General features: G+C 65.8%; 24 protein-coding genes and 3 pseudogenes. 15 read left to right on the forward strand and 12 right to left on the reverse strand.

Annotated features, from left to right (window positions below):
• The first annotated feature begins 12 nt into the window (after positions 1–12).
• Both K1X41_RS09440 and K1X41_RS09445 read left to right on the forward strand, forming a co-directional pair.
• Positions 13–162, forward strand: a complete 150-nt coding sequence (locus K1X41_RS09440; protein WP_258566420.1) for a hypothetical protein — start codon at positions 13–15, stop codon at positions 160–162.
• 73 nt (positions 163–235) lie between these two features.
• Positions 236–1,225: a Gfo/Idh/MocA family protein gene (locus tag K1X41_RS09445; protein ID WP_220175877.1), complete on the forward strand. Its 990-nt coding sequence runs from the start codon at positions 236–238 to the stop codon at positions 1,223–1,225.
• Between the two features lie 35 nt (positions 1,226–1,260).
• On the opposite strand, the gene K1X41_RS15965 is transcribed toward K1X41_RS09445, so the two are convergent.
• Genes K1X41_RS15965 through K1X41_RS09460 form a run of 4 tightly spaced genes read right to left on the reverse strand, consistent with a single transcriptional unit; the run spans position 1,261 to position 3,728 of the window.
• On the reverse strand, positions 1,261–1,749 hold the full coding sequence (locus K1X41_RS15965) for an amidase family protein (RefSeq protein ID WP_309478082.1): 489 nt from the start codon (positions 1,747–1,749) through the stop codon (positions 1,261–1,263).
• Entirely contained in the window at positions 1,638–2,681 is a 1,044-nt protein-coding gene (locus K1X41_RS16235; RefSeq protein WP_463674514.1) for an amidase family protein, read from the reverse strand. Before K1X41_RS16235 ends, K1X41_RS15965 begins: the two co-directional genes overlap by 112 nt.
• Positions 2,682–2,712: 31 nt before the next feature.
• The gene (locus K1X41_RS09455; protein WP_133616376.1) at positions 2,713–3,225 is read right to left on the reverse strand and encodes a hypothetical protein; all 513 of its coding nucleotides are present in this window, start codon (positions 3,223–3,225) and stop codon (positions 2,713–2,715) included.
• Positions 3,226–3,254: 29 nt separating this feature from the next.
• Complete coding sequence (locus K1X41_RS09460) at positions 3,255–3,728, reverse strand: hypothetical protein (protein WP_220174449.1); 474 nt, start codon at positions 3,726–3,728, stop codon at positions 3,255–3,257.
• A gap of 359 nt (positions 3,729–4,087) precedes the next feature.
• Here K1X41_RS09460 and K1X41_RS09465 point away from each other — a divergent pair, with 359 nt between their 5' ends.
• Genes K1X41_RS09465 through K1X41_RS09485 form a run of 6 tightly spaced genes read left to right on the forward strand, consistent with a single transcriptional unit; the run spans position 4,088 to position 8,206 of the window.
• Complete coding sequence (locus K1X41_RS09465; RefSeq protein ID WP_220174450.1) at positions 4,088–5,287, forward strand: metal ABC transporter substrate-binding protein; 1,200 nt, start codon at positions 4,088–4,090, stop codon at positions 5,285–5,287.
• Complete coding sequence (locus tag K1X41_RS15675) at positions 5,287–5,661, forward strand: ATP-binding cassette domain-containing protein (RefSeq protein ID WP_258566421.1); 375 nt, start codon at positions 5,287–5,289, stop codon at positions 5,659–5,661. The genes K1X41_RS09465 and K1X41_RS15675 overlap by 1 nt, the downstream gene beginning before the upstream one ends.
• On the forward strand, positions 5,637–6,071 hold the full coding sequence (locus K1X41_RS15680) for a metal ABC transporter ATP-binding protein (protein WP_258566422.1): 435 nt from the start codon (positions 5,637–5,639) through the stop codon (positions 6,069–6,071). The genes K1X41_RS15675 and K1X41_RS15680 overlap by 25 nt, the downstream gene beginning before the upstream one ends.
• On the forward strand, positions 6,068–6,946 hold the full coding sequence (locus K1X41_RS09475; protein WP_220174451.1) for a metal ABC transporter permease: 879 nt from the start codon (positions 6,068–6,070) through the stop codon (positions 6,944–6,946). The genes K1X41_RS15680 and K1X41_RS09475 overlap by 4 nt, the downstream gene beginning before the upstream one ends.
• Complete coding sequence (locus tag K1X41_RS09480) at positions 6,943–7,806, forward strand: metal ABC transporter permease (protein ID WP_132205443.1); 864 nt, start codon at positions 6,943–6,945, stop codon at positions 7,804–7,806. Before K1X41_RS09475 ends, K1X41_RS09480 begins: the two co-directional genes overlap by 4 nt.
• Before the next feature lies 1 nt (position 7,807).
• On the forward strand, positions 7,808–8,206 hold the full coding sequence (locus K1X41_RS09485) for a Fur family transcriptional regulator (RefSeq protein ID WP_133616379.1): 399 nt from the start codon (positions 7,808–7,810) through the stop codon (positions 8,204–8,206).
• Here K1X41_RS09485 and K1X41_RS09490 read toward each other — a convergent pair.
• Positions 8,203–12,219, reverse strand: coding sequence for an efflux RND transporter permease subunit (locus tag K1X41_RS09490; RefSeq protein WP_220174452.1), 4,017 nt, complete (start codon positions 12,217–12,219; stop codon positions 8,203–8,205). The genes K1X41_RS09485 and K1X41_RS09490 overlap by 4 nt on opposite strands.
• 280 nt (positions 12,220–12,499) lie before the next feature.
• On the opposite strand from K1X41_RS09490, the gene K1X41_RS09495 reads away from it, so the two are divergent.
• Entirely contained in the window at positions 12,500–13,663 is a 1,164-nt protein-coding gene (locus tag K1X41_RS09495; protein WP_220174453.1) for an ATP-binding protein, read from the forward strand.
• On the opposite strand, the pseudogene K1X41_RS09500 reads toward K1X41_RS09495, so the two are convergent.
• A pseudogene (locus K1X41_RS09500) lies at positions 13,660–14,447 on the reverse strand (SGNH/GDSL hydrolase family protein). The gene K1X41_RS09495 and the pseudogene K1X41_RS09500 overlap by 4 nt on opposite strands.
• Before the next feature lie 275 nt (positions 14,448–14,722).
• Between K1X41_RS09500 and rpmB the strand changes: the two are divergent.
• The 5 genes and pseudogenes from rpmB to K1X41_RS09525 all read left to right on the forward strand — a co-directional run bounded on the left by rpmB (position 14,723) and on the right by K1X41_RS09525 (position 18,065).
• The gene (gene rpmB, locus K1X41_RS09505) at positions 14,723–14,959 is read left to right on the forward strand and encodes a 50S ribosomal protein L28 (protein WP_087012835.1); all 237 of its coding nucleotides are present in this window, start codon (positions 14,723–14,725) and stop codon (positions 14,957–14,959) included.
• Positions 14,959–15,126: a 50S ribosomal protein L33 gene (gene rpmG, locus K1X41_RS09510; RefSeq protein WP_087012838.1), complete on the forward strand. Its 168-nt coding sequence runs from the start codon at positions 14,959–14,961 to the stop codon at positions 15,124–15,126. Before rpmB ends, rpmG begins: the two co-directional genes overlap by 1 nt.
• 2 nt (positions 15,127–15,128) lie before the next feature.
• The gene (gene rpsN / locus K1X41_RS09515) at positions 15,129–15,434 is read left to right on the forward strand and encodes a 30S ribosomal protein S14 (RefSeq protein ID WP_132205433.1); all 306 of its coding nucleotides are present in this window, start codon (positions 15,129–15,131) and stop codon (positions 15,432–15,434) included.
• A gap of 250 nt (positions 15,435–15,684) precedes the next feature.
• Entirely contained in the window at positions 15,685–15,963 is a 279-nt protein-coding gene (locus K1X41_RS09520; protein ID WP_130453227.1) for an HU family DNA-binding protein, read from the forward strand.
• Positions 15,964–16,068: 105 nt separating this feature from the next.
• A pseudogene (locus tag K1X41_RS09525) lies at positions 16,069–18,065 on the forward strand (cytochrome c oxidase assembly protein).
• A gap of 136 nt (positions 18,066–18,201) precedes the next feature.
• On the opposite strand, the gene dcd reads toward K1X41_RS09525, so the two are convergent.
• Together dcd and K1X41_RS16125 are read right to left on the reverse strand one after the other, a co-directional pair.
• The gene (gene dcd / locus K1X41_RS09530) at positions 18,202–18,807 is read right to left on the reverse strand and encodes a dCTP deaminase (protein WP_132205431.1); all 606 of its coding nucleotides are present in this window, start codon (positions 18,805–18,807) and stop codon (positions 18,202–18,204) included.
• A 24-nt stretch (positions 18,808–18,831) separates the two neighbouring features.
• A pseudogene (locus tag K1X41_RS16125) lies at positions 18,832–19,997 on the reverse strand (Cmx/CmrA family chloramphenicol efflux MFS transporter).
• Positions 19,998–20,571: 574 nt separating this feature from the next.
• On the opposite strand from K1X41_RS16125, the gene K1X41_RS09545 reads away from it, so the two are divergent.
• Positions 20,572–21,093: a VOC family protein gene (locus K1X41_RS09545; RefSeq protein WP_243642923.1), complete on the forward strand. Its 522-nt coding sequence runs from the start codon at positions 20,572–20,574 to the stop codon at positions 21,091–21,093.
• Between the two features lie 40 nt (positions 21,094–21,133).
• Here K1X41_RS09545 and K1X41_RS09550 read toward each other — a convergent pair whose 3' ends face one another.
• The 4 genes from K1X41_RS09550 to K1X41_RS09565 form a co-directional block, all read right to left on the reverse strand.
• The gene (locus K1X41_RS09550; protein ID WP_132205425.1) at positions 21,134–21,811 is read right to left on the reverse strand and encodes a GntR family transcriptional regulator; all 678 of its coding nucleotides are present in this window, start codon (positions 21,809–21,811) and stop codon (positions 21,134–21,136) included.
• 88 nt (positions 21,812–21,899) lie between these two features.
• The gene (locus K1X41_RS09555; RefSeq protein ID WP_133616384.1) at positions 21,900–22,655 is read right to left on the reverse strand and encodes an SDR family NAD(P)-dependent oxidoreductase; all 756 of its coding nucleotides are present in this window, start codon (positions 22,653–22,655) and stop codon (positions 21,900–21,902) included.
• A 78-nt stretch (positions 22,656–22,733) separates the two neighbouring features.
• Positions 22,734–24,080 carry an MFS transporter gene (locus K1X41_RS09560; protein WP_132205421.1) on the reverse strand — a complete coding sequence of 449 codons (1,347 nt, stop codon included), beginning with the start codon at positions 24,078–24,080 and terminating at the stop codon, positions 22,734–22,736.
• A gap of 51 nt (positions 24,081–24,131) precedes the next feature.
• Positions 24,132–24,890, reverse strand: coding sequence for an SDR family oxidoreductase (locus K1X41_RS09565; protein WP_132205419.1), 759 nt, complete (start codon positions 24,888–24,890; stop codon positions 24,132–24,134).
• Between the last annotated feature and the right edge of the window lie 30 nt (positions 24,891–24,920).

The following is a 24,920-nucleotide window of genomic DNA, read 5'->3' on the forward strand; positions in this document are numbered from 1 at the left end:
AGAGAGCAGCGCATGCGCATTGGCAGTATCGGCACCGACGCCGGCCGCGCCCCGACGCTCGCGACTGTCAATGACGGCGCACAGGCGACCCGTGTCGCTGCCGCTGCAGTGGCGTCGAAGCGGGCCGGAGGCGGTTTCGTGCGTGTGGCGGAAGCGCGATGAGCGGGATCGAGCGCACTGGATCGGTTCCTGCCGCGGTTCCTGCCGCGGTCCCTGCAGCGCTCCCCACCCCGAGGTGCCCGATCCGCGCGCGGTTCCTGCGAAGCGCTGGGGGATCCTCGGGACGGGGTGGATCGCGGCCCGTTTTGTTGAAGCACTCCAGGCGAATACCGTGCAGCAAGTCGTGGCAGTGGGATCGCGCACGCGTGAGCGCGCGACGGAGTTCGCGGCGGAGCACGGGATCGCGCGGGCATACGGCAGCTACGAGGAGCTGGTCGCGGCGGAGGACGTCGACGTGGTCTACGTCGCCACCGGGCACCTCGATCACCTCGCACACGCCACGCTCGCGATCGAGGCTGGCAAAGCAGTGCTCGTGGAGAAGCCGATGACGCCGCGACTGGAGGACACGCAGCGCCTCGTCACGCTCGCCAGATCCCGCGGGGTGTTCGCGATGGAGGCCGTGTGGACGCTTGCGCTGCCCAGATACTCAGTCGTGCGGCAGATTCTTGCGAGCGGGATGCTGGGCGACGTGGTCTCCGTCTCCGCGAACCTCGGTGAGCGGCTCGTCGATCACCACCGGGCGATGGATCCGGCGCAGGGCGGTGGCGTGATGAACGACATCGGCAGCTACACGCTGATGTTCGCCAACGAGGTATTGCCCGGGCTCCGCGTCGTGGCCGCCCACGGGCAGCGGCACCCGGAGCACGGCGCGATCGGGCAGTTCCATGCGTTGCTGGCGGATCCCGCTGACCGTCTCGCGACGGTGAGCGCGTCGATGCTCGCCGAGACTCCGACCACTGCGTTCATTGCTGGCACAGAAGCGACGCTGGAACTCGCGGCCCCGTTCTACCAGCCGGGCCCGGTCGTCGTGCGGTTCCACGACGGCACGGTGTTGCGGCACGACGAAGCTGCGCTCGCGCATACGCAGTTGTTCTGGGAGGCGCTTGAGGTGGCGCGCTGCCTTGAAGCGGGGCTGACCGAATCGCCGCTGCGTCCGCTCGCACAGACGCTGGCGACGGTCGCATTGATCGGGGAAGCCAGGGCGTTGATGGCGGACCCGGCGTAGCTCGGCGAGCAGTAGGGTGCCGGGGAGATCGCGAGCTAAGCCGCGGTGAGCTGCGCCGCGAGCTGCAGCAGCGTCTCCTCGGCGCCGTAGCGACCGATTAACTGGACGCCGAAGGACTGGCCGGCCGGGGTCGTGAGGATCGGGACGACAATCGCTGGGAGCCCTGCGACGTTGACCATCGATGTGTAGGGCGCCCACTCGCACTGCAACTGGTAATCCTCGTCAGGGGTGAGCGAGGTGAACGCGCCGATCCGGGGCGGGAGCATCGCAAGCCCGGGCGTGAGCACGACGTCGGTGCGGCCCCACTGGGCGCGCGCCTCGGTCGCGAAATCGCGCAGCTGTGAGGCGGCGGTGACGTGTGCGTTGCGTGGGCGAGCGAGCGCGCGCTCGCGAAACAGTCTCGTGAGCGGAGTCAGTTGTTCCTCCGCGCCTTCCGGGAGCTCGAGCAGCGAGAGGCCGGCCGTCCACGCCGTGGTGAAGGCGTGTGGGTAGACGGGATCGTAGCTGAAGTCCGCCGCCTCGATCCGGTGCCCACGATCTGCGAGCAGCGTGGCGGCCCGTTCGTGCGCGGCCCTGGCCTCGGGGAGAGCGGAACCGGGTGCGCCGCCTCGAACGGGGAAGTCGCAGAGACGCCGATCCGCAGCCCGGTGAGGGCGTCCGCGCGCTGCACGGCTGCGACGGCTGGCTCGGCGGGATCGCCTGGCTCAGCGCGCATCGCGTCGAAGAGCAGAGCTGCGTCGGCCGCCGATCGCGCGAGCGGCCCAGTCACCGTGAGGCGCGGTGCCCCGAACTCGTCGTGCGGGCCGCGCTGCATGTCTGCGGGGATCGCGCCGAGCCCCGGCTTGAGTCCGATCAGGCCGCACGCGAGTGCTGGGATCCGGATCGAGCCGCCCCCGTCGCTCGCTGGTGCCAGTGCCAGCATTCCCGCCGCGACCGCCGCCGCACTGCCGCCAGAGGATCCGCCAGCGGTGCGTTCGGGATCGAGTGGATTGCGTGCCGGTGGGGCAATCAGGTTTTCGGAGTAGCCGGTGAGCCCGAACTCTGGCACCTGGGTCTTGCCGAGTGAGATCGCGCCCGCCGCGCGCAGCACTCTGGCACTCAGGCCGTCACTGCTCGCCGGGGGTGTGGGAACGCAGCGCTGCCGTGCGTGGTGGGTACACCAGCGACGTCGGTGAGGTCCTTGTGCGCGATGGGGATCCCGTGCAGTGCCGGGAGTTGCGCGTTCGGAGCGCGGCGTGGCCGCATAGTGCTCGTCACGCGCTGCGGCCTCGGTGAGGGACAGGTCCGCTGTCACGGTGACAAAGGCGCCGAGGTCGGCGCGATCTGCGATCCGAGCGAGTGAGCACGCCACCGCTTCTCGGGCCGAGAGCTCGCCCGCTTGGATCGCGCTGCGAAGCTCGTGTGCGGTCGCGGGGAAATCTGCGTTCGCGGTCGTGCCGCCAAAAATGTCGATCACGCCCCCAGCCTATGCCTGCGTCGGGAACGGGCTACTCCGCGGAGTTCTCGTGATCAGCGAAGGAGGCGTCGAGTTCTGCCTGAGTGGCGAAACTGCGCAGGTGGTGGCGGTACCCAGTGGGGGATGCCGGGGCGAGCTCGACCCAGGCAGCACCGAAGTAGTCCGGGTCGCTGAAGCCCCAGCCGCACTCGGCCACGCTGAACTCGGGTTCTTCCTCCGGGGTTCCCTCAGCAGCCCCGCAGGTGACGCCGCCGGTTTCGTTCACGAAGCCGAACATGACACTGCCGGCCTGGGACACCGCGCCGTAGAGGAAGTACCCCTCCGCGGTCTGCTCCAGCGGCTCGATCGAGTCGGGGATCGGCGCCATGCCGGGCTCCGCGTGGAGCGAGTTCGTCATGATCCACTCCTGCGTTGCCTCCCACGGGTCAGTTGGCGTATTCCACTCGCCGACTGCGTTGGCGGGGAACATGGCGGCGAGCACCAGTGCGCCGGCGACCCCCGCGGTCATGGCGAAGGCTGGGCCGACGCGGCGCTGCGAGTTCATAGACTCACCATAGCTGAGCAGTGTGCGTCCTAGCTGCCTCGTGGCCCGTAGGTGATGTCGTACCGGAAGCCGTTCGGTGCGGAGTCGGAGCGCTGCACCCAGAACCCGTATGCGCGCTCGCCGTCAGACGCCCAGGTCTCGCACGTGACCTGCGCGCTCGGTCCCGTGTCAGCAGAGGAGCAGAGCGACTGCCACTGACCTGTGGTGTCCGCGACCCCGGCGACGACGGCGCCCTGAGTAGTGAGGGCGGCGAACAGCATCCCGCCGTCACCAGTGTCTTCGAGCAGCGTGAAAGTGTCCGGGTCAATGGGGGCGCCGAGTGCGCTGCTCGCGTTGGAGTCGTTGATCTCGAGCAGCTGCACGCGCGCCGTCTCCCACGGGTCAACCGGTCGGTTCCAGTCGCCCAGCGCGTAGGCGGGGAACAGGGCGAGCAGCGCCAGTGCCCCGATGATCCCCACTGCCATCGCGAGTGCCGGAGCGATCCGGCGCCTGGTGCCGTTCATGCGTCAAGCCTATGCGCGCCCGCTGTCTTTCCCAAGAGGCGAGCGGGCTGAAGGAGGCGAGCGGGCTGAACAGGCCGCGCGGGGCGCCGGGTTCACGCAGGCTGAAGGGGTCGAGCGGGGCGTCGAGTTCACGCGGGCTGAAGGGGTCGAGCGGGGAGTCGGGTTCACACAGGAGATTCGAGCTCGTGCAGGAGGGTTCTGCCTGTTCTGTCCTGCATGAGTTCGAATCTCCTGCATGAGCTCGAATCCCCTGTGTGGCGTCGAGCTGGGCGAGCGCTGCGAAGCTGCACCCCGCCCCTGTTGCGAACCGTTCTCATGAGCGAGTAGAGTGATAGTGGTTCTCATTTAGAAAGATCACTATGACACTCTCCCTCCACGGCACTCGCCGCTTCCCCCAGTCCGCGCTCCTTGGCGGCATTGCGCTCGCCGCAGCCGCGGCCCTGACTCTGACTGGCTGCTCTGCCGACACCGCCGGCGCTTCCGGCGCGGACGGTTCGCTCAAGGTGGTCGCCACGACCACGCAGCTCACGGACTTCGCGCGGGAAATTGGTGGGGACGACATCGAACTGCGCGGCCTGCTCGTGCCGGGTGGCTCAGCGCACCACTTTGACCCCACACCCGCTGACCTGCTTGCGTTGAGCGAAGCCGATGTGCTCATCGTCAACGGAGCTGGTCTTGAGAGCTTCATCGACGACGCGATCGACGCATCCGGATTCGACGGTGAGGTCATCACCGCGAGCGATGGGATTGATCTCGCGGAGGCCACGGAGATCACCGCAGAGGGTGAGGCGGGTGGTGCCGCGGAGCATGACCACGCGGATCACGACCACGAGGACCAGGACCACGCGGCCGAGGGCGCCGAGACCGCTGAAGCTACCGAGACAGCAGAGGCTGGTACGGATCACTCGGACCACGAGCACGACCACGGCACAGAAACCGCGGAAGCTGCCGAGGGTGCCCACACTGACCACGACGGCCACGATCACGGTGCCACGAACCCGCACCTGTGGACCTCCCCGCGCTACGCGGAGGGCATGGCTGCACACATCGGCGAGGAGTTCGCGCGGATCGACACAGCGAACGCTGCCGATTACGACGCACGCACCGCGGCATACGTGCAGCAGTTGCAGGCTCTCGACACCTGGGTGAGCGAGCAATTCGCAGCGGTCCCCGAGGCCAAGCGCGTGCTCGTGAGCGGACACGATTCGCTCCGCTACTTCCTGCACGACTACGACATCGACTTCGCCGGCGCGATCCTGCCAAGCTTCGAGGACAACGCTGAACCGAGCGCCGCCGATATCGATGCCCTTGTGGCTGCCATCAAGGACCGCGGCGTGACGGCAGTGTTCGTCGAGTCCTCGATGAGCCCGAAGCTTGCTCGGACGATCGCGGCTGAGGCCGGAGTCCGCGTGATCGACGCCGAGTCGCTCTACGCAGACTCGCTCGGCGTCGCCGATAGCGGCGCAGACACCTACATCAGCGCGACGGTCCACAACACGCGCACCATCCTGGAGGCGTGGGGCGAAACTGCTGCTCCGCTCCCCGATACGCTGCAGTGATGACTGCTGCACTCGCCCTTGACCACGCCGCCTTCGGCTACGCGGGGGTCACCAGAGTAGAGGACCTCACGTTTCAGCTGCCGACGGGCGCTGCCCTCGCGCTCATCGGGCCCAACGGCTCGGGTAAGTCCACACTGTTGCGGGGCATCCTGGGGCTCGCGGATCGCACCGCTGGCAGTATCAGGGTGCTGGACATGGCGCCGGATCGCGCCCGCCGTGCGGTCGGTTCGCTGCCGCAGGCGGATACGCGGGACACAACGCTGCCGATTACGCTGCGCCAGGTCGTCACCATGGGGCTGTACCGCTCACGGGGGCGCTGGGCCCGATTGGTGGTGCCGGGCGAGCAGCGGTGGCCGCCGCACTTGAACGGGTAGGGCTCGCGGCGTTTGCTGGCCGCCGTTTCGGCGAGCTCTCCGGTGGTCAGCAGCAGCGCGGGATCCTCGCGCGGGCGCTCGTGTCGGATCCAAAGCTCCTCCTCCTGGACGAGCCTTTCAATGGACTTGATCGTGAGAATCGCGAGGTTCTGCTGCAACTCGTCGCTGAGTTGCGGGACGAGGGGCGGACGATCGTGGTGTCGACACACGATCTGGAGATTGCTCGCGAGGCGTGCTCGCATGTGCTGCTACTCGCGAGCGGTCATGAGCCGAACCAGCCGGGCCACCCGGCGGGCTTTGGCCCACTCGATGAAGCGCTCACACTCGCCGCGGTGCAGCACGCGTTCCACGACGCGACGGTGGAGCTGGATCATCACACGGTGACCACGACTCGGGAGACTGAGGAGTGACTGAGCTCGCCAGTATCGTGGCGGCGCACGGCCCACTTGAGGTGTTTGCGCTGCCGTTCATGTGGCGCGCGCTCGGAACCGTCGTGATTCTCGCGATTGCCGCAGGCGTCGTCGGGCTATTCATTAGCTTCCGCGAGCTTGAATTTGTGAGCGACGGGCTCGTGCATGCCGTGTTCCCCGGACTGGTGATCGGGGCGGCCATCGGCGGATCTGGCGGGGTGCTGCCGGGCGCTGTGCTCGCCGCAATCGTCGCTGCCGTCCTGTTCACGGTGCTGGAGCACCGGGGCGGGGTGGGCGCTGACGCAGCGATTGCGGTCGTGTTGACCGGGCTGTTCAGCCTCGGCATTGTGCTTGTCTCTCGGCAAGAGGGCTACGTCTCCCAACTGCAAGAGCTGCTCTTCGGCAGGCTCCTGACCGTCACGGAAGCGCAGCTGTGGCAGATCCTTGTCGTGGCGATCGCCGCCATTGCCGTGGTCGGGGTCACCTGGCGTGCACAGCTCTTTCGCGCGTTCGATGCAGCTGGCGCAGAGGCGGCGGGATTCAAACCCCTTGCTGCAGACCTCGCGCTCGGGATCGCGGTCGCGTTGCTCGTGGTCGCCGGGGTGCAGGCGCTCGGCGTGCTGATGGTGCTTGCGTTGCTCACCGTGCCGATGGCTGCGGCCAGACTGCTGTCACCGCGGTTTGCCCTGCTGATCCCGATCGCGATCCTGCTGCCGCTCGTGGCTGGTATCTTCGGCCTGTGGCTCTCATTCGAGTGGTCAGTTGGCGCAGGGGCAACGGTCTCGCCCGGCGCGATCGTGGTGCTGTTGCTTGTTGCCTGTTATGGCATTGCCGCGCTTGCGCGAGTGCTCACACGGCGGGAGGTGCGCGCATGAGCTACTTTGCACTTGCGGCGCTGGAGCTCACGCTGCTCGGACTCCTCGCTGGGCTCGCTGGCACGCTCATCGTGCTGCGCAAGCGTTCGTTCTTCGCAGTGGCGCTGAGCCACGCGACCTTCCCAGGCGGCGTCGTATTTGCGATCGTCGGCTGGAACTTGCTGCTCGGTCAGGCCCTATTCGCGCTCGTGCTCGTCTTGCTGATGACGCTCCTCGGCAGGATTCCCGGGCAGGGGCGCCAAGTCACAAGTGGCGTGGTGCTGTCGTTCGGCTTCGCGCTCGGCACACTGCTGGCGAGCCTGAACCCTGGCCTCGGTATTCCCGTCGAAGCGCTGCTCGTCGGCTCTCCGCTCAGCGTGTCGACGGCTGACGTTGCGGCAACCGGCGCGGTCCTCGTCGTGGTGTTCCTCGTGCTCGCAGTGAGCTGGCGGCGGATCCTGTTCCACTCCTTTGACCCGGTTGGCTTTGCTGCAGCCGGATTCCGGAGCTGGCCAGTTGAGCTCATTGTCACGGGTGTCATCGCGGCCGCCGTGGTCGTCGCGATGCCGGCGGTCGGTGCCATTCTCGGCGTCGCGGTGATCATCGGTCCAGCAGCGACAGCGCGCGCGCTGACGTCGCGCTTGGAATGGATCCCGCCGCTCGCCGCCGGTATCGGTATCGGCGGAGGCCTGCTTGGGCTCTGGATTTCCCGCGAGTTCGGGATCGCTGCGGGCGGCGCTGTTGGCCTCGTCATTGCAGCAATTTTCTTACTCGCTGTTGCTGCCAAGGCTCTCGTGCAGCGCAGCCGTGCTGGCCAACGTGGGCGGGGCGACGCCGAGTTCGCTACGGTGGGGAGCAGAACACCAGCCCAGGAGGGGTGAGATGCAGCCAAGACGGAACACCTGGCAACGCGAAGCGGTGCGCGCGTCGCTCGCTGAGGCGCACGGTTTTGTGAGCGCACAGCAACTGCACCAGGTGCTGCGCGACGCCGGATCAACGATCGGTCTCGCGACCGTGTATCGCAACCTGGCGAGCCTCGTTGAGAGTGACGAGGCCGACTCGCTGCAGTCCCCTGAGGGCGAAAACCTGTTCCGATCCTGCGCAACCCAGGGACACCACCACCATCTGATCTGCCGCAGTTGCGGTGACACGAGAGAGCTTTCCGCGACAGTGGTTGAGGAGTGGACGAAACGTGTGGGCGCCGAGCACGGTTTCACGGAGATCGAGCACATCGTGGATCTCTTCGGCCTGTGCGAACGGTGCCGCGCGGCGGGTCGCTAGCTCCTCTGAGTCAACGCTGCGGATTGCCAGAGGCCCCGCCCCAACAGAGAGTTGGGGCGGGGCCTCTGGCTTGACACCCGCGGCTGCCGTGGCCGGGGGCTACGCGAGTTCGGTGAACTCGGTGGGCGGCTCAGGCTCGCCGCGCTTGGACTTTCGCTTCGGCTTCGGCTCACGCTTTGGCTTCGGCTCACGCGGTGGCTTGGGATCGCGCTTCGGCTTTGGCGTGCGCGCCTCCCCTTGCCTGCGAGCTGCCGTTGCGTTTCCCGGGTCTCTGCACGCTCGGCGCGCCGTTCCTCGCGCCGTTCCCTGCGTGTCGCCCGCTTCGCGAGCTTATTCTCGCGGCGCCGCTCAACGAGCGTGTAGAGGATCGGCACCAGGATCAGCGTCAGCAATGTCGAGGAGATCAAGCCACCAATGACGACGATCGCGAGTGGCTTCGAGATGAAGACACCGCCTCCGGTGAGACCGAGTGACATGGGGACGAGCGCGAAGATGGTGGCTGCCGCCGTCATCAGGATGGGGCGCAGGCGCAGGCGGGTGCCGTGCTCCACCGCCTCGTCGAGGTCGGCGCCAGCTGAGCGGAGTCGATTGACGAGGTCCATGAGGACGATCGCATTGGTCACTACGATGCCGATGAGCATCAGCAATCCGATGAGTGCGGGCAGCCCGAGTGGTGTGTTCGTGAGCAGCAGGCCGAGGATCGCCCCGGTCGCAGCGAAGGGAATTGACACCAGCAGCACGAACGGTCCGCGGAAGCTGCGGAACGTCGCCACCATGACTAGCAGCACGAGCGCAATCGCTGCCAGCATGGCGAGGCCGAGCTGTCCGAACGCGTCGTCCTGCTGGGCGCTTGCGCCGCCGAGTTCGAAGCTCACGCCGGCGGGGAGTTCTGTCGTGGCGATCGCGCGGTCGATGGCCGCGGTGGCAGCTTCGAGCTGACCCTTCTCCGGCGTAATGGTGAGTGCCACTTGGCGCTCGCCGTCAGCTCGGGTGATCACGGGGGCGGTGAGTTCCTGCTTCACCTCGGCGATGGCGCTGAGCGGGATCGCCGAGCCGGTAATCTCGGCGGCCGCCTTCTGCTCTGCCTCTGCCTCTGCAGCTTTGGCGCGCCCTTCGGCCGTCTGATTCTGCATATCGCGCAGCGAGGTGATCTGCTCGTCGATTCCCTCGACCCCGCCCTGGGCGCTCGCGATCGCACCCTGTAGGGCAGCGAGCTGCTCCATCCGTTCCTGCACGGCGCGCGCCATAGCGTCATCTTCCGGCGAGAGTGGCGGACCAGCGACGATCGGAGCAGCTGACAGCTGGGCGAGCTGCTCATTGAGCGGTCCCACCTGCGCCGCCATCTCGGCGCGCTGGGTAACGGCATCATTGATCTGCTGCGCGAGCTCAGCGTCCTGCTTCCGCTCGGCTTCCGCTGCTTCCTCTTCGCCCTTCGCTTTGAGCGCGTCGGCCGCGATCTTCTGCGCCTGTGCGGTCTGCACCGGGGTGACCGGGAGAAGGATCTCGCCGAGCTGCTCAGCCGTGCGCTCAGTGCCCGGAGTACGCACGATGATGTCGCGATCCCGGCCCTCGAGCATGATCCTGCCGACGTTCTTGCCCTCGAGTGCCTCCTGCACCGCTTGCGCCACGGTGGCCGGGCTGAAGCCAATGTTCGCGGCCTGCAATTCGTTCAACTTCACACGGACGATCGGCTGCTCGCCAGCGAGTTCACTCTTCACGGACTGGACGCCGGATTCATCGGCGAGCTGTTTCTCGAGCAGATCGCTTGCTTCGCGCAGTGCTGCCGGATCGTTGCCGCGGATCTGCAACGCAATCCCGGAACCGCCGGCGTCGACGAACGCATCCTGAGTCAGGATCTGAATTTCCTCGGCGTCTGTGAGTCCGTCGAGTGCCTTCTGCACCGCGGCGTTCACGGTCTCGACGTCAGCGTTTTCTTCGAGCTGAACGTCGTAGGAGATCGTGCTGGGCGCACCTGCAACGCTCACGGGGATGTTCGTGATGACGTCGCGGACGCCAGGCACCTTGCCGAGTGCCGCCTCGACGGGCTCAGCAACGGCTACCAGCTCGTCCGCCGTGGTTTCCTTGGGGGACTGGGTGAGTTGCAGACTCTCGTTTCCTGACGATCCGAGGAAGTCGGCCTGCAGCATGGAGGTCATGCCCAGCGTGCCGACCAGGATCAGCGCAGAGGTCACGAGTGTGATGACAGGGTGGCGCCGTGTCGCGTTCAGCGCTGGCATGATCGCGCGTTGTAGGCGGTCAGGTGCGGTGTGGATTTCGTCGAGATCTGAGTGCTCGCCTCCGTCCTGAATCCTCACCGTGCCCGCTGCCGGGGTGGACCCGGTTACGGGGCCGTCCGACACCGCTGATACGGCCGACGTTGCTGGCACAGGGCGCGCGAGCTCCACCGTGTCATCACCGGGGGTAGGTTGCGCGAGCTCGGAGGTGTGCACTGCGTCTGCGGTGTCCGCAGGGTGACTGGAGGCGAGCACAGCGGAGTCGCCCGGGGTTGCAGCAGCTTCGGCGTTCGGTGCGGAGGGAGCTCCGCGCCGCTCTTTGCCGCGGATGAACCAGTAGGCGAGCACCGGAACGATGGTGAGCGCGACGACGAGCGACGCGATGAGCGCGATCGACACGGTGATCGCAAACGGGCGGAACAGCTGCCCGGCAATGCCGGAGACAAAGGCGATCGGCAAGAAGACGGCAACGGTGGTGAGCGTGGACGCAGTGATTGCGCCAGCGACCTGCTTCACTGAAGCCACGACGCCCTCGATGGTGAGGTGGCCGGCTCCCTTGCGGCGTGTGATGTTTTCGATCACCACAATCGAATCGTCCACTACGCGACCGATGGCGATCGTGAGCGCGCCGAGAGTCAGGATATTCAGCGTGTTCCCGCTCCAGAGCAGGCCGGTGAGGGTGATGAGGAGTGAGAGGGGGATTGAGATCGCCGCGATGATCGTCGATCGCCAGGAGCCCAGGAACGCGAGGATCACGAGCACAGCGAATAGCAGGCCAAGCCCGCCCTCGACCGAGAGATCCTCGATGGACTGCTCAATGAACGGCGCCTGGTCGAAGATCGTAATGAACTCGGCGTTGATGGTGGGGGCGAGGCGATCCAGCTCTTCGTTTACCCCGTGCGAGATGTCGATGACGTTTGCGCCCTGGCCGGGTTTGACCTGAAGCGTGAGCGCCGGGTTGCCGTTGACGCGAGAGATGGACTCGGTCGGCTGCGCCTCGGTCTTCACATCTGCGAAGTCGGAAAGCTTGACCACCCCGTTTTCGACCGCGATCGGGAGCGCCGCGACTTCTTCAACGGAGGTCAACGCGCCACCAACCGTTACCGCGAGGGCGCCTTCGGGGGCCTCAGCTTCGCCCGCCGGCAGTGCGGCGCCGTGGGCCTCGAGCACTCCGGGAATCTGAGTGGGATCAACCTTGAGTCGCGTCACGTCCGCCGGGCGGAGATCGATCATGATCCGCAGCTCTTCTCGCCCCTCGAGCGTGACTTTCTGCACGCCGGGCACGCCCTGGAGCGCGGGAATGACGGTCTGGTTCAGAGCGTCACCGAGCGTGCCGGGGTCGTCCTCCGACGCTGCGCTGAGCATCATGGCGGGCATATCATCGGCGCCGCCAGAGAACACGGTGATCTCGGTGCCCTGCGGGAAGGTCGGCTTTAGCGCCTCGGCCGCGGAACGGAGTTTGGCGAGCGTCTCCTTGTCGCCGTCGAACGGCCACTCGACCATGACTGTGGCGTCGCCCGCCGAAGTCGTCGATGAGACTTTCGTGATGCCGGGTACCGCGCCGACGGCCTGTTCGGTCGGCTCGGTGACGAGTCGCGAGAGTTCCTCGGGGGCCAGGCCAGGGGACTGCACGGACACCATGGCCATGGGCACCTGCATCGAAGGCATCAGCTCTTGCTTGAGCGAGTTCATCGAGAAGATCCCGAGCACCGCGATGGCGAGCGTGATGAGCCCCACGATGAGCCGATTCATCAGGCTGGTGCGGGTGAGGAAGGACATAGCGCCTTTCGGATGGGGCCCCAGGGCGCACAGAGCTCGCTCAGCCGCGCCTCGTCCGGAGCAGCACGGTCGAGGATTCCAGTTTTTCGGATCTGCTGCCTGTGCACATCGTCCCCAGGTACGATTCCTCTCCGCCCCAGGGATGAGACCGGGGGGTGAGCTGCGCCGCGGCCGAGGCCTCAGCGAGAGATATAAAGGATATAAAGGTCTATGAAGATATAAAGGATATAAAGTCATCTCATGGTATAAAGGAACTCAAGAAGTTCGGATCGGAGACGCCGTGGACAGTCCATTCAGGCCGGGGTTTGGAAAGAACCCACCGTTTCTCGCTGGCAGATCCGGGGCAATCGAGCAACTTCGCTCTGGCCTGGAAATTGGGCAGTGGCCGCAGGAACGCGGGATCCTCATCACCGGGATGCGAGGTGTCGGAAAGACCGTCATGCTCAATCAGGCAGAGGACCTCGCGGCCGAATCAGGCTGGCGAGTGGTCTCCGAGACGGCATCAGCCGGGTTCACTGAGCGCATCGTTGGCACCCACCTCCCTGCGCTGCTGAACGAACTCGCTCCTGAAGCGAACTTTCGAGTGACGCAGATTGCCGCGGCTGGGTTGGGGAGCATCACGGTCCAATACCCAGACGGGCGCGAAGAAACCCCGACATTTCGGGGCATGGTCGCTGAAATCTTGCGACTGCTTGACGGTCGTGGGGGCGTGCTGTTCAGCATCGACGAGGTCGGCGGAGCGTCCGCTGAGGAGTTCGCAGTCTTTGCGGGTGAGTACCAGCATCTCGTGCGCGAGGATCACGAAGTGGCGTTCATCGGCGCCGGAGTGCAGGGAGAAGTGCGGAGTTTCCTCGCGAGCACCACGGCGACGTTCCTGCGCAGGTGCGCAGAGGTGAAGATCGGGGTGCTGAACTATCCGGAGACGCTCGAGGCCTTCCGCGAACCGATCGTCACGCGTGGACGGACGGTGTCAGACGAGACACTTGACTACTTAGCCCGCGCCGCGCAAGGGTACCCATTCCTCGTGCAGTCCATTGGCGACATCGCCTGGCGCAGCAACTCCGAAACGACGGAGATCAGGCTCCGAGACGCTCAGCACGGGCATCGACTTGCACTTCGCACGATGGGCAGCTTTATCCACGAGCCGGCGCTCTCCGGACTGTCACAGGTGGACCGCAGTTATCTTGCGGCGATGGCGCACGATGACGGCCCAAGCACATCCGAGGACATCCGAGTTCGCATGGGTGGGGTCGCGCCCGGGTATGTATCGATGTACCGTGACCGTCTCCTCGGTACAGGCTTGATTGAGTCGGTGGGGTACGGCCTCGTCACGATCGCCTTCCCCTACCTCCGTGACTACCTTCGCAGCCACATAGTTGGGGAGGCCGCGAGCGACGGCACCCGCGAAAATGAGGGCTTCCCGCCGCCACCCCGACTCGACTAGGTGTTCGCTCCTCGCGGCAGCACCCAGGTCCATTCGCCGTACTTCGCGGTGCGGCCGTCGCCGCTCGAACGACCAGTGAGTCTGCGCTGGATCCATGGGACGACGTGTTCTCTGGTGTAGCGCAGCTGTTCGCGAGTGGTGGGCGCCGGAGTAGCCGGAGCGTCCACGATCCAGTCAGCTGGTGCAGGCAGGTCGAGTGCGCGCAGCACGTTGGCTGCAACGCGGTGATGCCCGACGGGAGCGAGGTGCAGCCGGTCGTGCGACCAATACTGGCGGCCGGCGAGCTCTGCGTCGCTCCAGTTGTCGGCAAAGCGCACGTCGAGCCCGGCAGCGATTACCGCAGCGGCACGCGTGAGCTCGTCGCCCTTGGCGCGCACCCGGCCACCCCTGGGAGCCCGCCAGTGGGGTTCGCGCCCGCGAGCAACAGCGGCTCGGCGCCCGCCTCCCGGATCTGGCGCAGCGCGGATTCCGTTTCCGAGGCGATCCAGGCGAGATCGGTTCCGGGGCGCAGCATGTCGTTTCCGCCACCGTTAAAGCTCACGAGCGTTGGCGCGAGCGCGAGCGCCGGTCCGAGCTGCTCCGCGAGGATTGCGCGGAGCAGGCGGCCGCGGATCGCGAGGTTGGCGTACTGGATCGGCGCTCCGTGTGCGTCAGCGAGGCCCTGGGCCACGAGATCAGCCCAACCGCGCACCGAGCCGTCGGGTTGCTCATCGCCAACGCCCTCGGTAAAGCTGTCGCCGATCGCAACATATCGAATAGTCGCCGGTGCCTGCTCTGCTGCCACCTCCCCAGCATATGCCTGCGAGCTGGGGTGAGTGAGGACTGTCGTGGCGCAGCCGCGGGCATCCGACAGTCCGCTGGGGTAACCCGCCGACACGCCCGGCTTGCGCGCAGTCACGGAGCAACGTAAGCTTGCTCCTTGGCTGTGCGCCGTCCCAGTGCGCAGACCGTGGGAGCGTTTCCGCTCGTTCGTGGCTTCGGCCGAGATCGAGTAGTTGCCCTCGCAGACAAGAAATCTTGGGTGAGGCCGTCCGGTCTCACGGTATGAGAGGAAACATCATGGCAGCAGTGTGCCAGGTGACCGGAGCCGTCCCCGGCTTTGGACACAACATTTCGCACTCGCACCGTCGCACCAAGCGTCGGTTCGATCCGAACATCCAGAAGAAGACCTACTTCGTGCCCTCACTCGGCCGCAAGGTGACGCTCACCCTGTCGGCTAAGGGCATCAAGGTCATCGATGCCCGCGGCATCGAGTCCGTTGTTGCTGATCTGCAGAAGCGTGGGGTGAAGATCTAATGGCTAAGGATAAGGACGTACGTCCGATTATCAAGCTCCGCTCGACGGCTGGCACGGGTTACACGTATGTGACCAAGAAGAACCGTCGGAACACCCCGGACCGCCTCGTGCTCAAGAAGTACGACCCGGTAGTCCGTAAGCACGTTGACTTCCGAGAGGAGCGCTAAACATGGCTAAGAAGAGCATGATCGCTAAGAACAAGCAGCGTCAGGTGATCGTTGAGCGCTACGCCGCGAAGCGCCTTGAGCTGAAGAAGGCCCTCGTTGACCCCAACGGGACCGACGAGAGCCGTGAGGCAGCTCGGAACGGCCTGCAGAAGCTGCCCCGCAACGCTTCGCCGGTGCGCGTGCGCAGCCGCGACGTCATCGATGGCCGCCCCCGTGGCGTGCTGTCGAAGTTCGGTGTTTCCCGTGTTCGCTTCCGCGACATGGCGCACCGTGGCGAGCTTCCCGGCATCACCAAGTCGAGCTGGTAATCAGCTCGCACGTGTGATTCGGTAGGTGCTGAACTACGCGAGATGGGCGCGAATCCTTCGGGGTTCGCGCCCATTTTTGTGTCTGTTTGCGACACGCCACGCCGAATTGCCGTGACGGGATCCGCATAAAACCGCCAAACTGGGGTAGATTCGTAGCGATCAACCGATCGGACCCTCCCAAACCGGTGGGGACACCTGAACCAGATCAGGGGCTCGGCCATTGAATGTCGTCGCCCTGGAAGGACACAACATGGCACTCAACAAGACCGAGCTTGTCGCTAAGATCGCCGCAGAGACCGGCCAGAGCCAGGCCGCAGTTTCCAACGTGATCGACGGGCTGTTCGCCGCTGTCTCTGAGACTGTCGCCGCAGGCGAGAAGGTTTCGATCCCCGGCTGGATCTCGTTCGAGACCGCGACGACCGCTGCCCGCACCGGCCGTAACCCCCGCACGGGCGAGACCATCAACATCCCCGCTGGCAAGCGCGTTAAGGTGTCGGTTGGCTCCAAGCTCAAGGCTGCCGTGAAGTAATTTCACCCACCTCACCACACCCCCGGGGCATTTGCTCCGGGGGTGTGGTGTTTCTCGGGCACCAGACTGATCTTGTGTACATGGAGCAGGCCGTAGGCTAGGTGTGTGCCTCGTTCTCTGCGTGTTCTTGCTCCTGCCCTGCTGCTCGCGGCAACTCTTGGGATGCTGCTCGTGGGGCTCGCAATTGGCGGGGCTGCCGCCGAGCGGACCCTGGTGGATCCCGGTGCCGTCGTGCGCTACGGCGTCCCCATCACGCGCACGCTCGTCAACATCGCCATGGCTGGCCTCATCGGCTCGGTCGTCATGGCAATCTGGGCGTTTTCGAGTGAGCGGCCCGAGATGCGCCTGGCGCTCGACATCGCGGCCGGCTCCGCCGCCGTCCTGACCGTCGCAAGCGCCGCGACCCTCATCTTCACTTACGTTGACGTTTCCGGCCTCCCGTTCTCGGGGACGCCAGCTTCGGCGCGGGCCTCGCCCAGTTCGTCACCGAGATTGAGCTCGGCCAGCTGTGGTTCATCGAACTCCTCCTCGCCGCGGCGACGACCGTGCTGGCGTTCGCGGTGCGTGATCGGCGCCTGGTGCTGCTGGTGCTCATTGCAGCGCTTGCCACCTCACTGCCGCTCGCACAGCAGGGCCACGCCGCAGGCGCTTCGGGACACAGCCAGGCCGTAAACTCCCTCCTCGTGCACCTGATCGGCGCTGCCGTGTGGTTGGGCGGACTGCTGACTCTCGTCTTCGTCGCGTGGACCGTCGACCGAAAGCGGCTCTCAGTTCTCGCCGCCCGCTACTCCACGCTTGCGCTCTTCGCCTTCATCGGCGTCGCTGCTTCAGGGGTCGTCAGCGCCTGGCTGCGTATCGGCTCGCTCGATGCCCTGTTCGGCACGGGCTACGGCGTGCTCGTGATCCTGAAGACGGTCTCGCTCATCGCGCTCGGCACGTTCGGCGCGGTGCAGCGCCAATGGCTGATCCCGCGCATTGCCGACTCTGCCCGAGGGCAGCGCGCATTCGTGTGGTTCGTGACCGCCGAGCTAGCCGTAATGGGCATCGCGAGCGGTGTTGCAGGCGCCCTGGGCCGCACCGCGACCCCCGTTGCCTTGGAGCCGGCACGAGACCAGGGAGGCAAGATCAGCCCGGCCGAGTGGCTCACCGGTGATCCACTTCCGCCGGAGCTTACCCCGTCGAGCTACCTCACCATCTGGAAGTTCGACCTCGCCTGGGCGCTCGTGTGCGTCTTCGCACTCGGGCTCTACCTCGCTGCGGTGATCCGGCTCGCCCGGCGCGGCGATCGCTGGCCGATCGGCCGCACCATCTCCTGGGCGCTCGGCATCGCATTCCTGTTCTACACGACCAACGGTGCGCTGAATGCCTATGAGCAGTACATGTTTAGCGTGCACATGCTCGCGCACATGATGCTGACGATGCTGATTCCGTTGATGCTCGTGCTCGGCGCCCCTGTCACACTCGCGCTGCGCGCCGCCGAGAAGCGCACCGACGGCTCCTGGGGCGGCCGCGAGTGGATCATGTGGGCCGTGCAGACCCCGTATTCAAAGTTCATCACGCACCCCGCTGTCGCAGCAATCGTGTTTGCCGGTTCGCTGTGGGTGTTCTACTTCACGCCGATCGCACGCTGGGCAGCGTCAGAGCATCTCGGGCACCAGTGGATGATCATCCACTTCCTGATCGCTGGCTACCTGTTCAGCTTGTCCATGATTGGCATCGACCCGGTGCCGTATCGCTTCCCGTATCCGCTCCGCCTCGTCACGCTCTTTGCGACGATGGCCTCGCACGCGTTCTTCGGCGTGACGATCATGACCGGCGACGGGCTCATGCTCGCCGACTGGTACGGCGCCATGGGGCGCACGTGGGGTGCGACACCGCTTGAGGATCAATCAACGGGGGGCGGGATCGCCTGGGGAATCGGCGAATTGCCCACGCTCGCGCTTGCACTGGTCGTCGCCGTGCAATGGTCGCGCAGCGATGACAAAGAGCAGAAACGCAAGGATCGCTTCGCGGATCGCTCGGGCGAAGCCGAGTTGCACGCCTACAACGACATGCTTGCCGCGCAGGCGAAGCGCGATACCCGCACGGCGCAGCGCCCGTAGCGGGCCAGCGGCCGTAGCGCGCTAGTGCTGTCGCGATAGCGCCCGTGGCGCGCCCGCGCACTGCGGACGAGTGGCACACGGAGGCTCCAGGGGTGCGAGCCCCCGTCAGCCGTGCTCTCTGCGGGCGGCAGGGCGGTTATGCGCCCGGGGCGCCCGCCTCGGTGCCAGTCACGTCGGCACGGTGGAAGTTCAAGTGCGAGCGTGAGGCAGTCGGCCCGCGCTGACCAAGGTAGCGCGAGTAGGTTGCGCCGGATCCGTACGGGCGGTCCGATGGCGAGGTGAGCCGGAAGAAGCACAGCTGCCCGATCTTCATCCCTGGCCACAACCGAATTGGGAGGGTTGCGACATTCGAGAGTTCGAGTGTCACGTGCCCTTCGAACCCCGGGTCAATGAACCCGGCAGTTGAGTGGGTGAGCAACCCCAAGCGGCCCAGCGAACTTTTCCCTTCGAGCCGCGCGGCAACGTCATCGGGTAAGCCCACCTGCTCAAACGTTGAGCCGAGCACGAACTCGCCGGGATGCAGGATGAATCCCTCTGCGGGATCCACTTCGATGAGACGGGTGAGCTCCGGCTGTTCCTCTGCAGGATCGATCACCGCGTACTTGTGGTTATCGAAGAGCCGGAAGTAGCGATCAAGCCGTACATCGACACTCGATGGCTGCACCATCGACGCGTCGCTCGGGGAGAGCTGGATCCGGCCGGATTCGAGTTCAGCGTTGATATCGCGATCTGAGAGCAGCACGGTGCCTATCCTACGTGAGGGAGGTCAGCCCGGGAAGGAAACGCGCGGCCGGGGGCGGCGCAACTGCGTCACGAACAGCAGTGCCGCGGCGAGTGTGAAGGCGCAACTCATCACGAGTGGCCCCTGAGCGCCGCCTGCTGACGCGTACGCGATACCGCCGAGCAGCGGACCGGTCATCGCGCCGATGTTGAGCGCCGCCGTCCCGAACGCACCCGCCATCGTGGGAGCATCGGGGGCAGCGCGGAGCGAGGCCGCAATGAGGGTGCTCCCCACGGCAAACGACAGCGCTCCCTGCGCGAAAGCCAGGAGGAGGAGCACTGCAGGAATCGCGGCGAAGCTCGCGAGGATTGCCCAGCCGAAGAAGAGCGCGATTCCACCCACTGCGAGGACGCGCCGCGCGTGGACATCGCCCCAGCGGCCGGCCGCGGCAACACCGCCGAAGGCGCCCATGCCGAACAGCGCGAGCACCACGGGAACCGTCGTCGTGGGCAGCCCTGCGATCTCAGTGGCCACGGGGGCGAGGTAGGTGAACGCACAGAAGGTGGCCCCGTTGACGAGCGCGCAGGCTCCGAGCGGCACGGTGAGGGTGCTGCGACGGAGCGCGGCGAACTCGCGCCGCAGGGGGTGAGTGGGGCTGCACCGCTCGTGCGGCGTGGTGCGAGAGTGAGCACCGCGAGGAGCGCTGGGAGCGACAGGAGCGCGACGCCCCAGAGCGTGGCTCGCCAGCTCAGTGCCGCACCCACTGCGGCGCCCGCTGGGACTCCGACGATGAGGGCGAGTGTGGTTCCACCGAGCACAACCGCGAGCGCGCGAGCGATGCGGTCAGCTGGCACGAGCGCCGTGACGGTGGCGAGGGTCACGGCCAGAAACCCGGCGCTGGTGAGCGCCGCGCCTACGCGGGTGAGGAGGAGCACAGCGAAACTGTCCGACATCGCGCCAATGACGTGCAGCATGATGAATAGTGCGAGCAGTGTGGAGAGCGCCAGCCGGGGCGACCAGCGGCGGCTTACCGCGGCCACGCTGGGTGCGCCGATGACCATACCGGCCGCAAACGCGGAGGTGAGGGCGCTGGCCTGGGGCAACGTGATGTCGAGATCTGCGGCGATGGGCTGTAACAGCCCGGCCAGCATGAACTCGGAGGTGCTTTGCGCGAAAACGGCGCACGCGAGTAAGAAGATGATGAATGGCATCGTGGGTCTTTCGTGAGGAAGCGACGGTCGTGGGCGGACCGGCACAGCAGTGCTCACGCGTGTGGGATCACCGGTGTCATCGTGTGGGGCTCAGAACGCAGCGGTTCAGAGCGTGGATGATGGGATCACCGAGTGGCGCCTGGTGAAAAGCGCGACGATGTGGTGTGAGCTACCGGCGTGCCGGCAGCTCGACCTTTGATGCTTCGGGAGAACTCACGCTCGCAGTCTACGCGGTCCATTGCAGTGGCGCGCGAATGCCCCGAGCTGCGGCTGGGGCTGGGGCCGGGCGGAGGGAGACGGGGCCGGGCTGGGCTGGGGCCGAGCGGAGGGGGCGGGAGCTGCAATCGGGGACTGCGGCGTGCTGGTGTTCCTCGCAGACCAGATCCACATCGTATCCAGAGCATCGACATTCATCGGAATACTCCAAGGTAAACCCTAATTTTGGCTCCGGTTGGATACAATGGGAGCGCGGCGAGGGAGCGGGCGCGAGGCTCGCGATGGCAAGACTGCGCCAGCACCATAGCGACAACGACCGGCTCACCGCTGCCACCGTAGCCGGGGATAGAGGATCAGCGTGACGACCACACTGCCAGGCCTGCGCGGCACCGACCACATCGGCGTGACCGTGCCCGATATCGAGCAGGCGCACGAGTTCTTCACCGAGATCCTTGGGTGCGCGTATGTGTACACACTCGGTCCGTTCCTGCCCAACGGCTCCTGGATGAGTGAGCACCTCAATATCGAGGACCACTCGGTGATGCGCGAGATCCGGTTCTACCGCTGCGGCAATGGTGCCAACTTCGAGGTGTTCGAGTATGACGTCGCCGACGCCGCGACGGTGCCCCCGAAGAACAGCGACGTCGGGGGTCACCACGTGGCGCTCTACGTGGACGACCTCGACGCTGCGGTGGAGTTTCTGAAAGACCGTGGCATCCGCGTACTCGGCGCGCCAACGGCGAGCTCGGGGCCGAGCTTCGGGAAGCGCTGGGTGTACTTCCTCGCGCCGTGGGGGATGCAGTTTGAGCTCGTGAGCTTCCCGCAAGGCAAAGCGTACGAAGCGACGGCTGACGTGCTGCTGTGGGACACCCGCGAGTAGCGAACGGTGCTTGCGGTGTCTGCGGAATACGCGCGCAGCGCTAGTCGCGCACCTCGGGCTCCTGGAAGATCTCGGGATGCTGCACCAGGCTTAACCGCGTGCTTCGGATATGCGATTGCACGATGCGCTCTGCCTCGTCGACGTCACCGCGTTCAATTGCGAGCACGAGCAATTCGTGTTCCAGGTGCACCGTGCGATTCGCGTGCACACCGAAAATCTGTGAGTAGGCACGTCGGTAGTGCTGCGTGGTGTTCCAGAGCCGTGACACGAACTCGCCGAGCACGCTTGTCTGCGCGCCGGAGTACGACAAGCTGTGAAAATCGCGGTCGAGCTTCAAAAACTCCTCAATGCTGTCCGTCTCTCGCATCGCGTCGCAAAGCTCGCGCAACTGCCGCACGGCTGACGGTGCAAGCGCAGGGATGCTCATTCGCACGAGGAGCGGTTCGACCCGCTCCCGGATCTGGTACACCTCCTCGCACTCTTCGAGGCTGAGCTTGGCCACCCACGCCCCGGTGTTGGGGATCAAGGTGACGAGGCCCTCGGCTTCAAGCAGCCGCAGAGCGTCGCGCACTGGAAGTCTGCTCGCACCAAAGTGATCCGCGAGTTCCTCCTGCACAATACGCTCGCCAGGGGCGTATTCGCCTGCGAGGATCATCTGGCGCAGGCCCGCGGCCACGCGCGTGTTTGCGCTGATCGTGGGTGTAGGTCGAGCTGTCATCGTCGGTGACTCCGTCGGCTGGTGAGCGAGGGGCGCGGGTGCCCCTCATCGATAGTAGCGTTCCGGGAAATCGCTGCCCGCGGCGGCATCAATACCAGTCACCATCGATGGTGAGTCCGCCGTCGACAACGAGTGTGTGCCCGGTCACGAATGACGACTGCGGCGTCGCGAGGAAGTGTGCAGCCGCCGCAATCTCGGCGGGGCGGGCGAAGCGTCCTACCGGAGTGCGGGCAAGGATCGCAGCGTCGTTGAGCTTGCCGGCAGCAAGCAGCTCGTCGGTGAGCGCGGTGCGCACGTACCCGGGGGCGACGGCGTTCACGCGAATCCCGTGTGTGCCCCACTCAACTGCGAGTGTGCGCGTGAGGCCACCAACGGCTGCTTTCGCGGATGTATAACTCGCACGGCCGGGCATCCCCGCGAAGGCCGCGACACTGGCGACGTTGACGATGGTGCCACCCGACTCACGGAGCGCTGGGAAGGCTTCCCTGCACACGCGCATCGTGCCGGTCACGTGGATATCAAGGAGCAGTGAGAAGGCGGCGTCGGTGCAGCGATCGCTCGGTTCAGGCCTGGCGATCCCCGCTGAGTTGAACACGGTGTCGATCCTGCCCTCGACCGCGAGGATCCCTGCAACGGCGTCCGCAACGGAGGCGGAACTGGTGACGTCGCAGATCGCTCCCCGCGCGTGATCCTGACCCAGCTCGCTGACTGCTTCGGCAAGGTGCTGTGCATTGAGATCTGCGATCACGGCGCGGCCACCTGCCGCGATCCAATGCTGCGCGAACGCGCGGCCGATTCCCGAAGCGCCGCCGGTAATCAGGGCGACGGGCTGATGGTGGTCCATAGTGCTCCTCCGGTCACAGCTGTGGGGTGGCGCTGAGTTGACCCAGCGCCACCCCACACTGTGCGTGCGTCGTCGGGGTTACTTCTCGGCCTTCAGTCCGAGCTCAGCCGTTGGGATCTTGGCAGTCTCGGGCGTGAACAGGGCGCACAGCGCCGAGATTGCGATGCCACCGGCGGCAAACAGGGAGACGCCGAGCCAGTTATTCGTATCGCCGTTGATTGTCTGGGCGATCGCGGGGGCGAAGCCCGCAATGACGAGACCGGCCATGAGGCTGATCGCCATGCCGCTGTAGCGCACCTTCGCAGGGAACTGCTCGGGGAAGAACACGGGGTAGATGCCGTTGGCCGCGGCATACGCGAAGGACATCAGCAGGATTCCGAGGATCCACACGAGCCAGGTGTTGCCGGGGCTCGCGCTGGAGAGGGCACCGAAGTAGGCGATGACGAGCACGATCATGCCGACACAGCCGCTGATGAATACTGGCCTGCGTCCGATCCTGTCCGAGACGTGGCCGAGGAAGGGGATCATCACGAGCGTGCCGAGGTTGGACACGGTGATGAGCGCGAGCATCTCACCGTTCGAGATTCCGGCGACCTGGGTGCCGTAGGAGAGTGAGAACGTGCTGAACAGCCCGACCATCAGAAGGAACAGCGCCATGCCCGCAACACGCAGCATCTCGAGCGGGTAGTTCTTCAGCAGGAAGAAGAGGGGCACCTTGACGGTCTCTTCCTGCTCCTGTGCCTCCTCGAAGACCTCGGGCTCCTTGAGGCGGCTGCGCATGAACACGGTCACGACAGTAACCAGGATGCTGAGGAGGAACGGGATACGCCAGCCAAAGGACAGCATGAAGTCCTCTGGCAGCATGTTGAGCGGAATGAAGATCGCCGAGGAGAGTACGAGACCGGCGGTCGCACCGGCGATCGTCCAGCTGGCGTAGAAGCCGCGGCGATGATCCGGGGCCGTTTCCATCGAGAGCGAGGCGGATCCGGGGGACTCGCCCCCAGCGGAGAGGCCCTGGAGCAAGCGCATCAGCACGATGAGCACCGGTGCCCACATGCCGATCGTTTCGTACGTGGGTACCAGCCCGATGATGAACGTCGCGACACCCATCATGATGATGCACGCCATCAGGGCGGTCTTGCGGCCGAGTACATCGCCGAGCCACCCCCACATGATTGCGCCGATCGGGCGAGTGACATATGAAACGCCGACGGTGGCCAGCGCGAAGATCTGGCCAACACCGCCTTCGGCCGGGAAGAACAGCGGCTGGAGATAGAGCGCTGCTGCCGTAGCGAAGATATAGAAGTCGTAGTACTCGAGCGTGGTGCCAACGAAGCCCGACGTCGCAGCGTTGCGTGCGTTCTTCAGTTGCTCAGGACTGGCGGGTGGTGCAGCGGCTGGTGCCGCGGAAGTGGGTGAGCTCATGAGGTTCCTTTCGTGATGAGCGCCGATGATTATCACTTGTTGAGGGAAGTCCTAGCCCGCCATGAAGAGTCCACCGTTCACGTGGAGGACTTCGCCGTGCACAAAGCTGGCGGCGTTGCTCAGGAGGAACGCGATCGTGGCGGAAATCTCTTCGGGGGTCCCGTCGCGGCGTAGCGGCGTCGCCGCGATCCACTCGTCGCCCTTCGCGGCGCGCGCGCTCGCGGTCATTGCGGTGTCGATGATGCCGGGCGAGACCGCGTTGACGCGGATCCCCTGCGGGCCGAGCTCAAGGGCGAGCGTGCGAGTGAACGCGATGAGACCGCCCTTGCTTGCGGCGTAGTGCGCGTGTCCCATGCTGCCGCGGTGACCAGCGACCGAGGTCAAGTTCACAATTGCGGATCCCGCTGGCATCAGGGGAATTGCGCGCTTGATGAGCATGAACACCCCGTCGAGGTTGATGCTCTGAACCCGGCGCCACAGCTCATCATCAGTGTCAGCCACGAGTGATTCGGGGTAGATGCCGGCTGAGGGGACGAGGAAGTCGATCCGGCCGAATTCGCGGCGTGCGAGCTCGATGAGCTCGTCAATGCTCGCGGCGTCCGCGGCGTTCAGTTGGACGCCAATGGCGCGGCCCGGGTACTGCCCGCTGAGAGACGTGGCGCGTGCGCGTACAGCTGCTTCATCGAGGTCGGCGAGGACGAGATGCGCCCCGGAGCGCGCCAGCAGATCCGCCAGTGCTCCGCCGATACCTCCCGCTGCCCCGGTGATCACAGCGACCCTGTCCGTGAAGTCGAGCGTGGTGTCACTCATCGTTGCTCCTTTGCTTGATCGCGCGAAAAC

The sequence above is a fragment of the Leucobacter luti genome (assembly GCF_019464495.1).
In the GTDB taxonomy this organism is placed as follows: Bacteria; Actinomycetota; Actinomycetes; order Actinomycetales; family Microbacteriaceae; genus Leucobacter; species Leucobacter luti_A.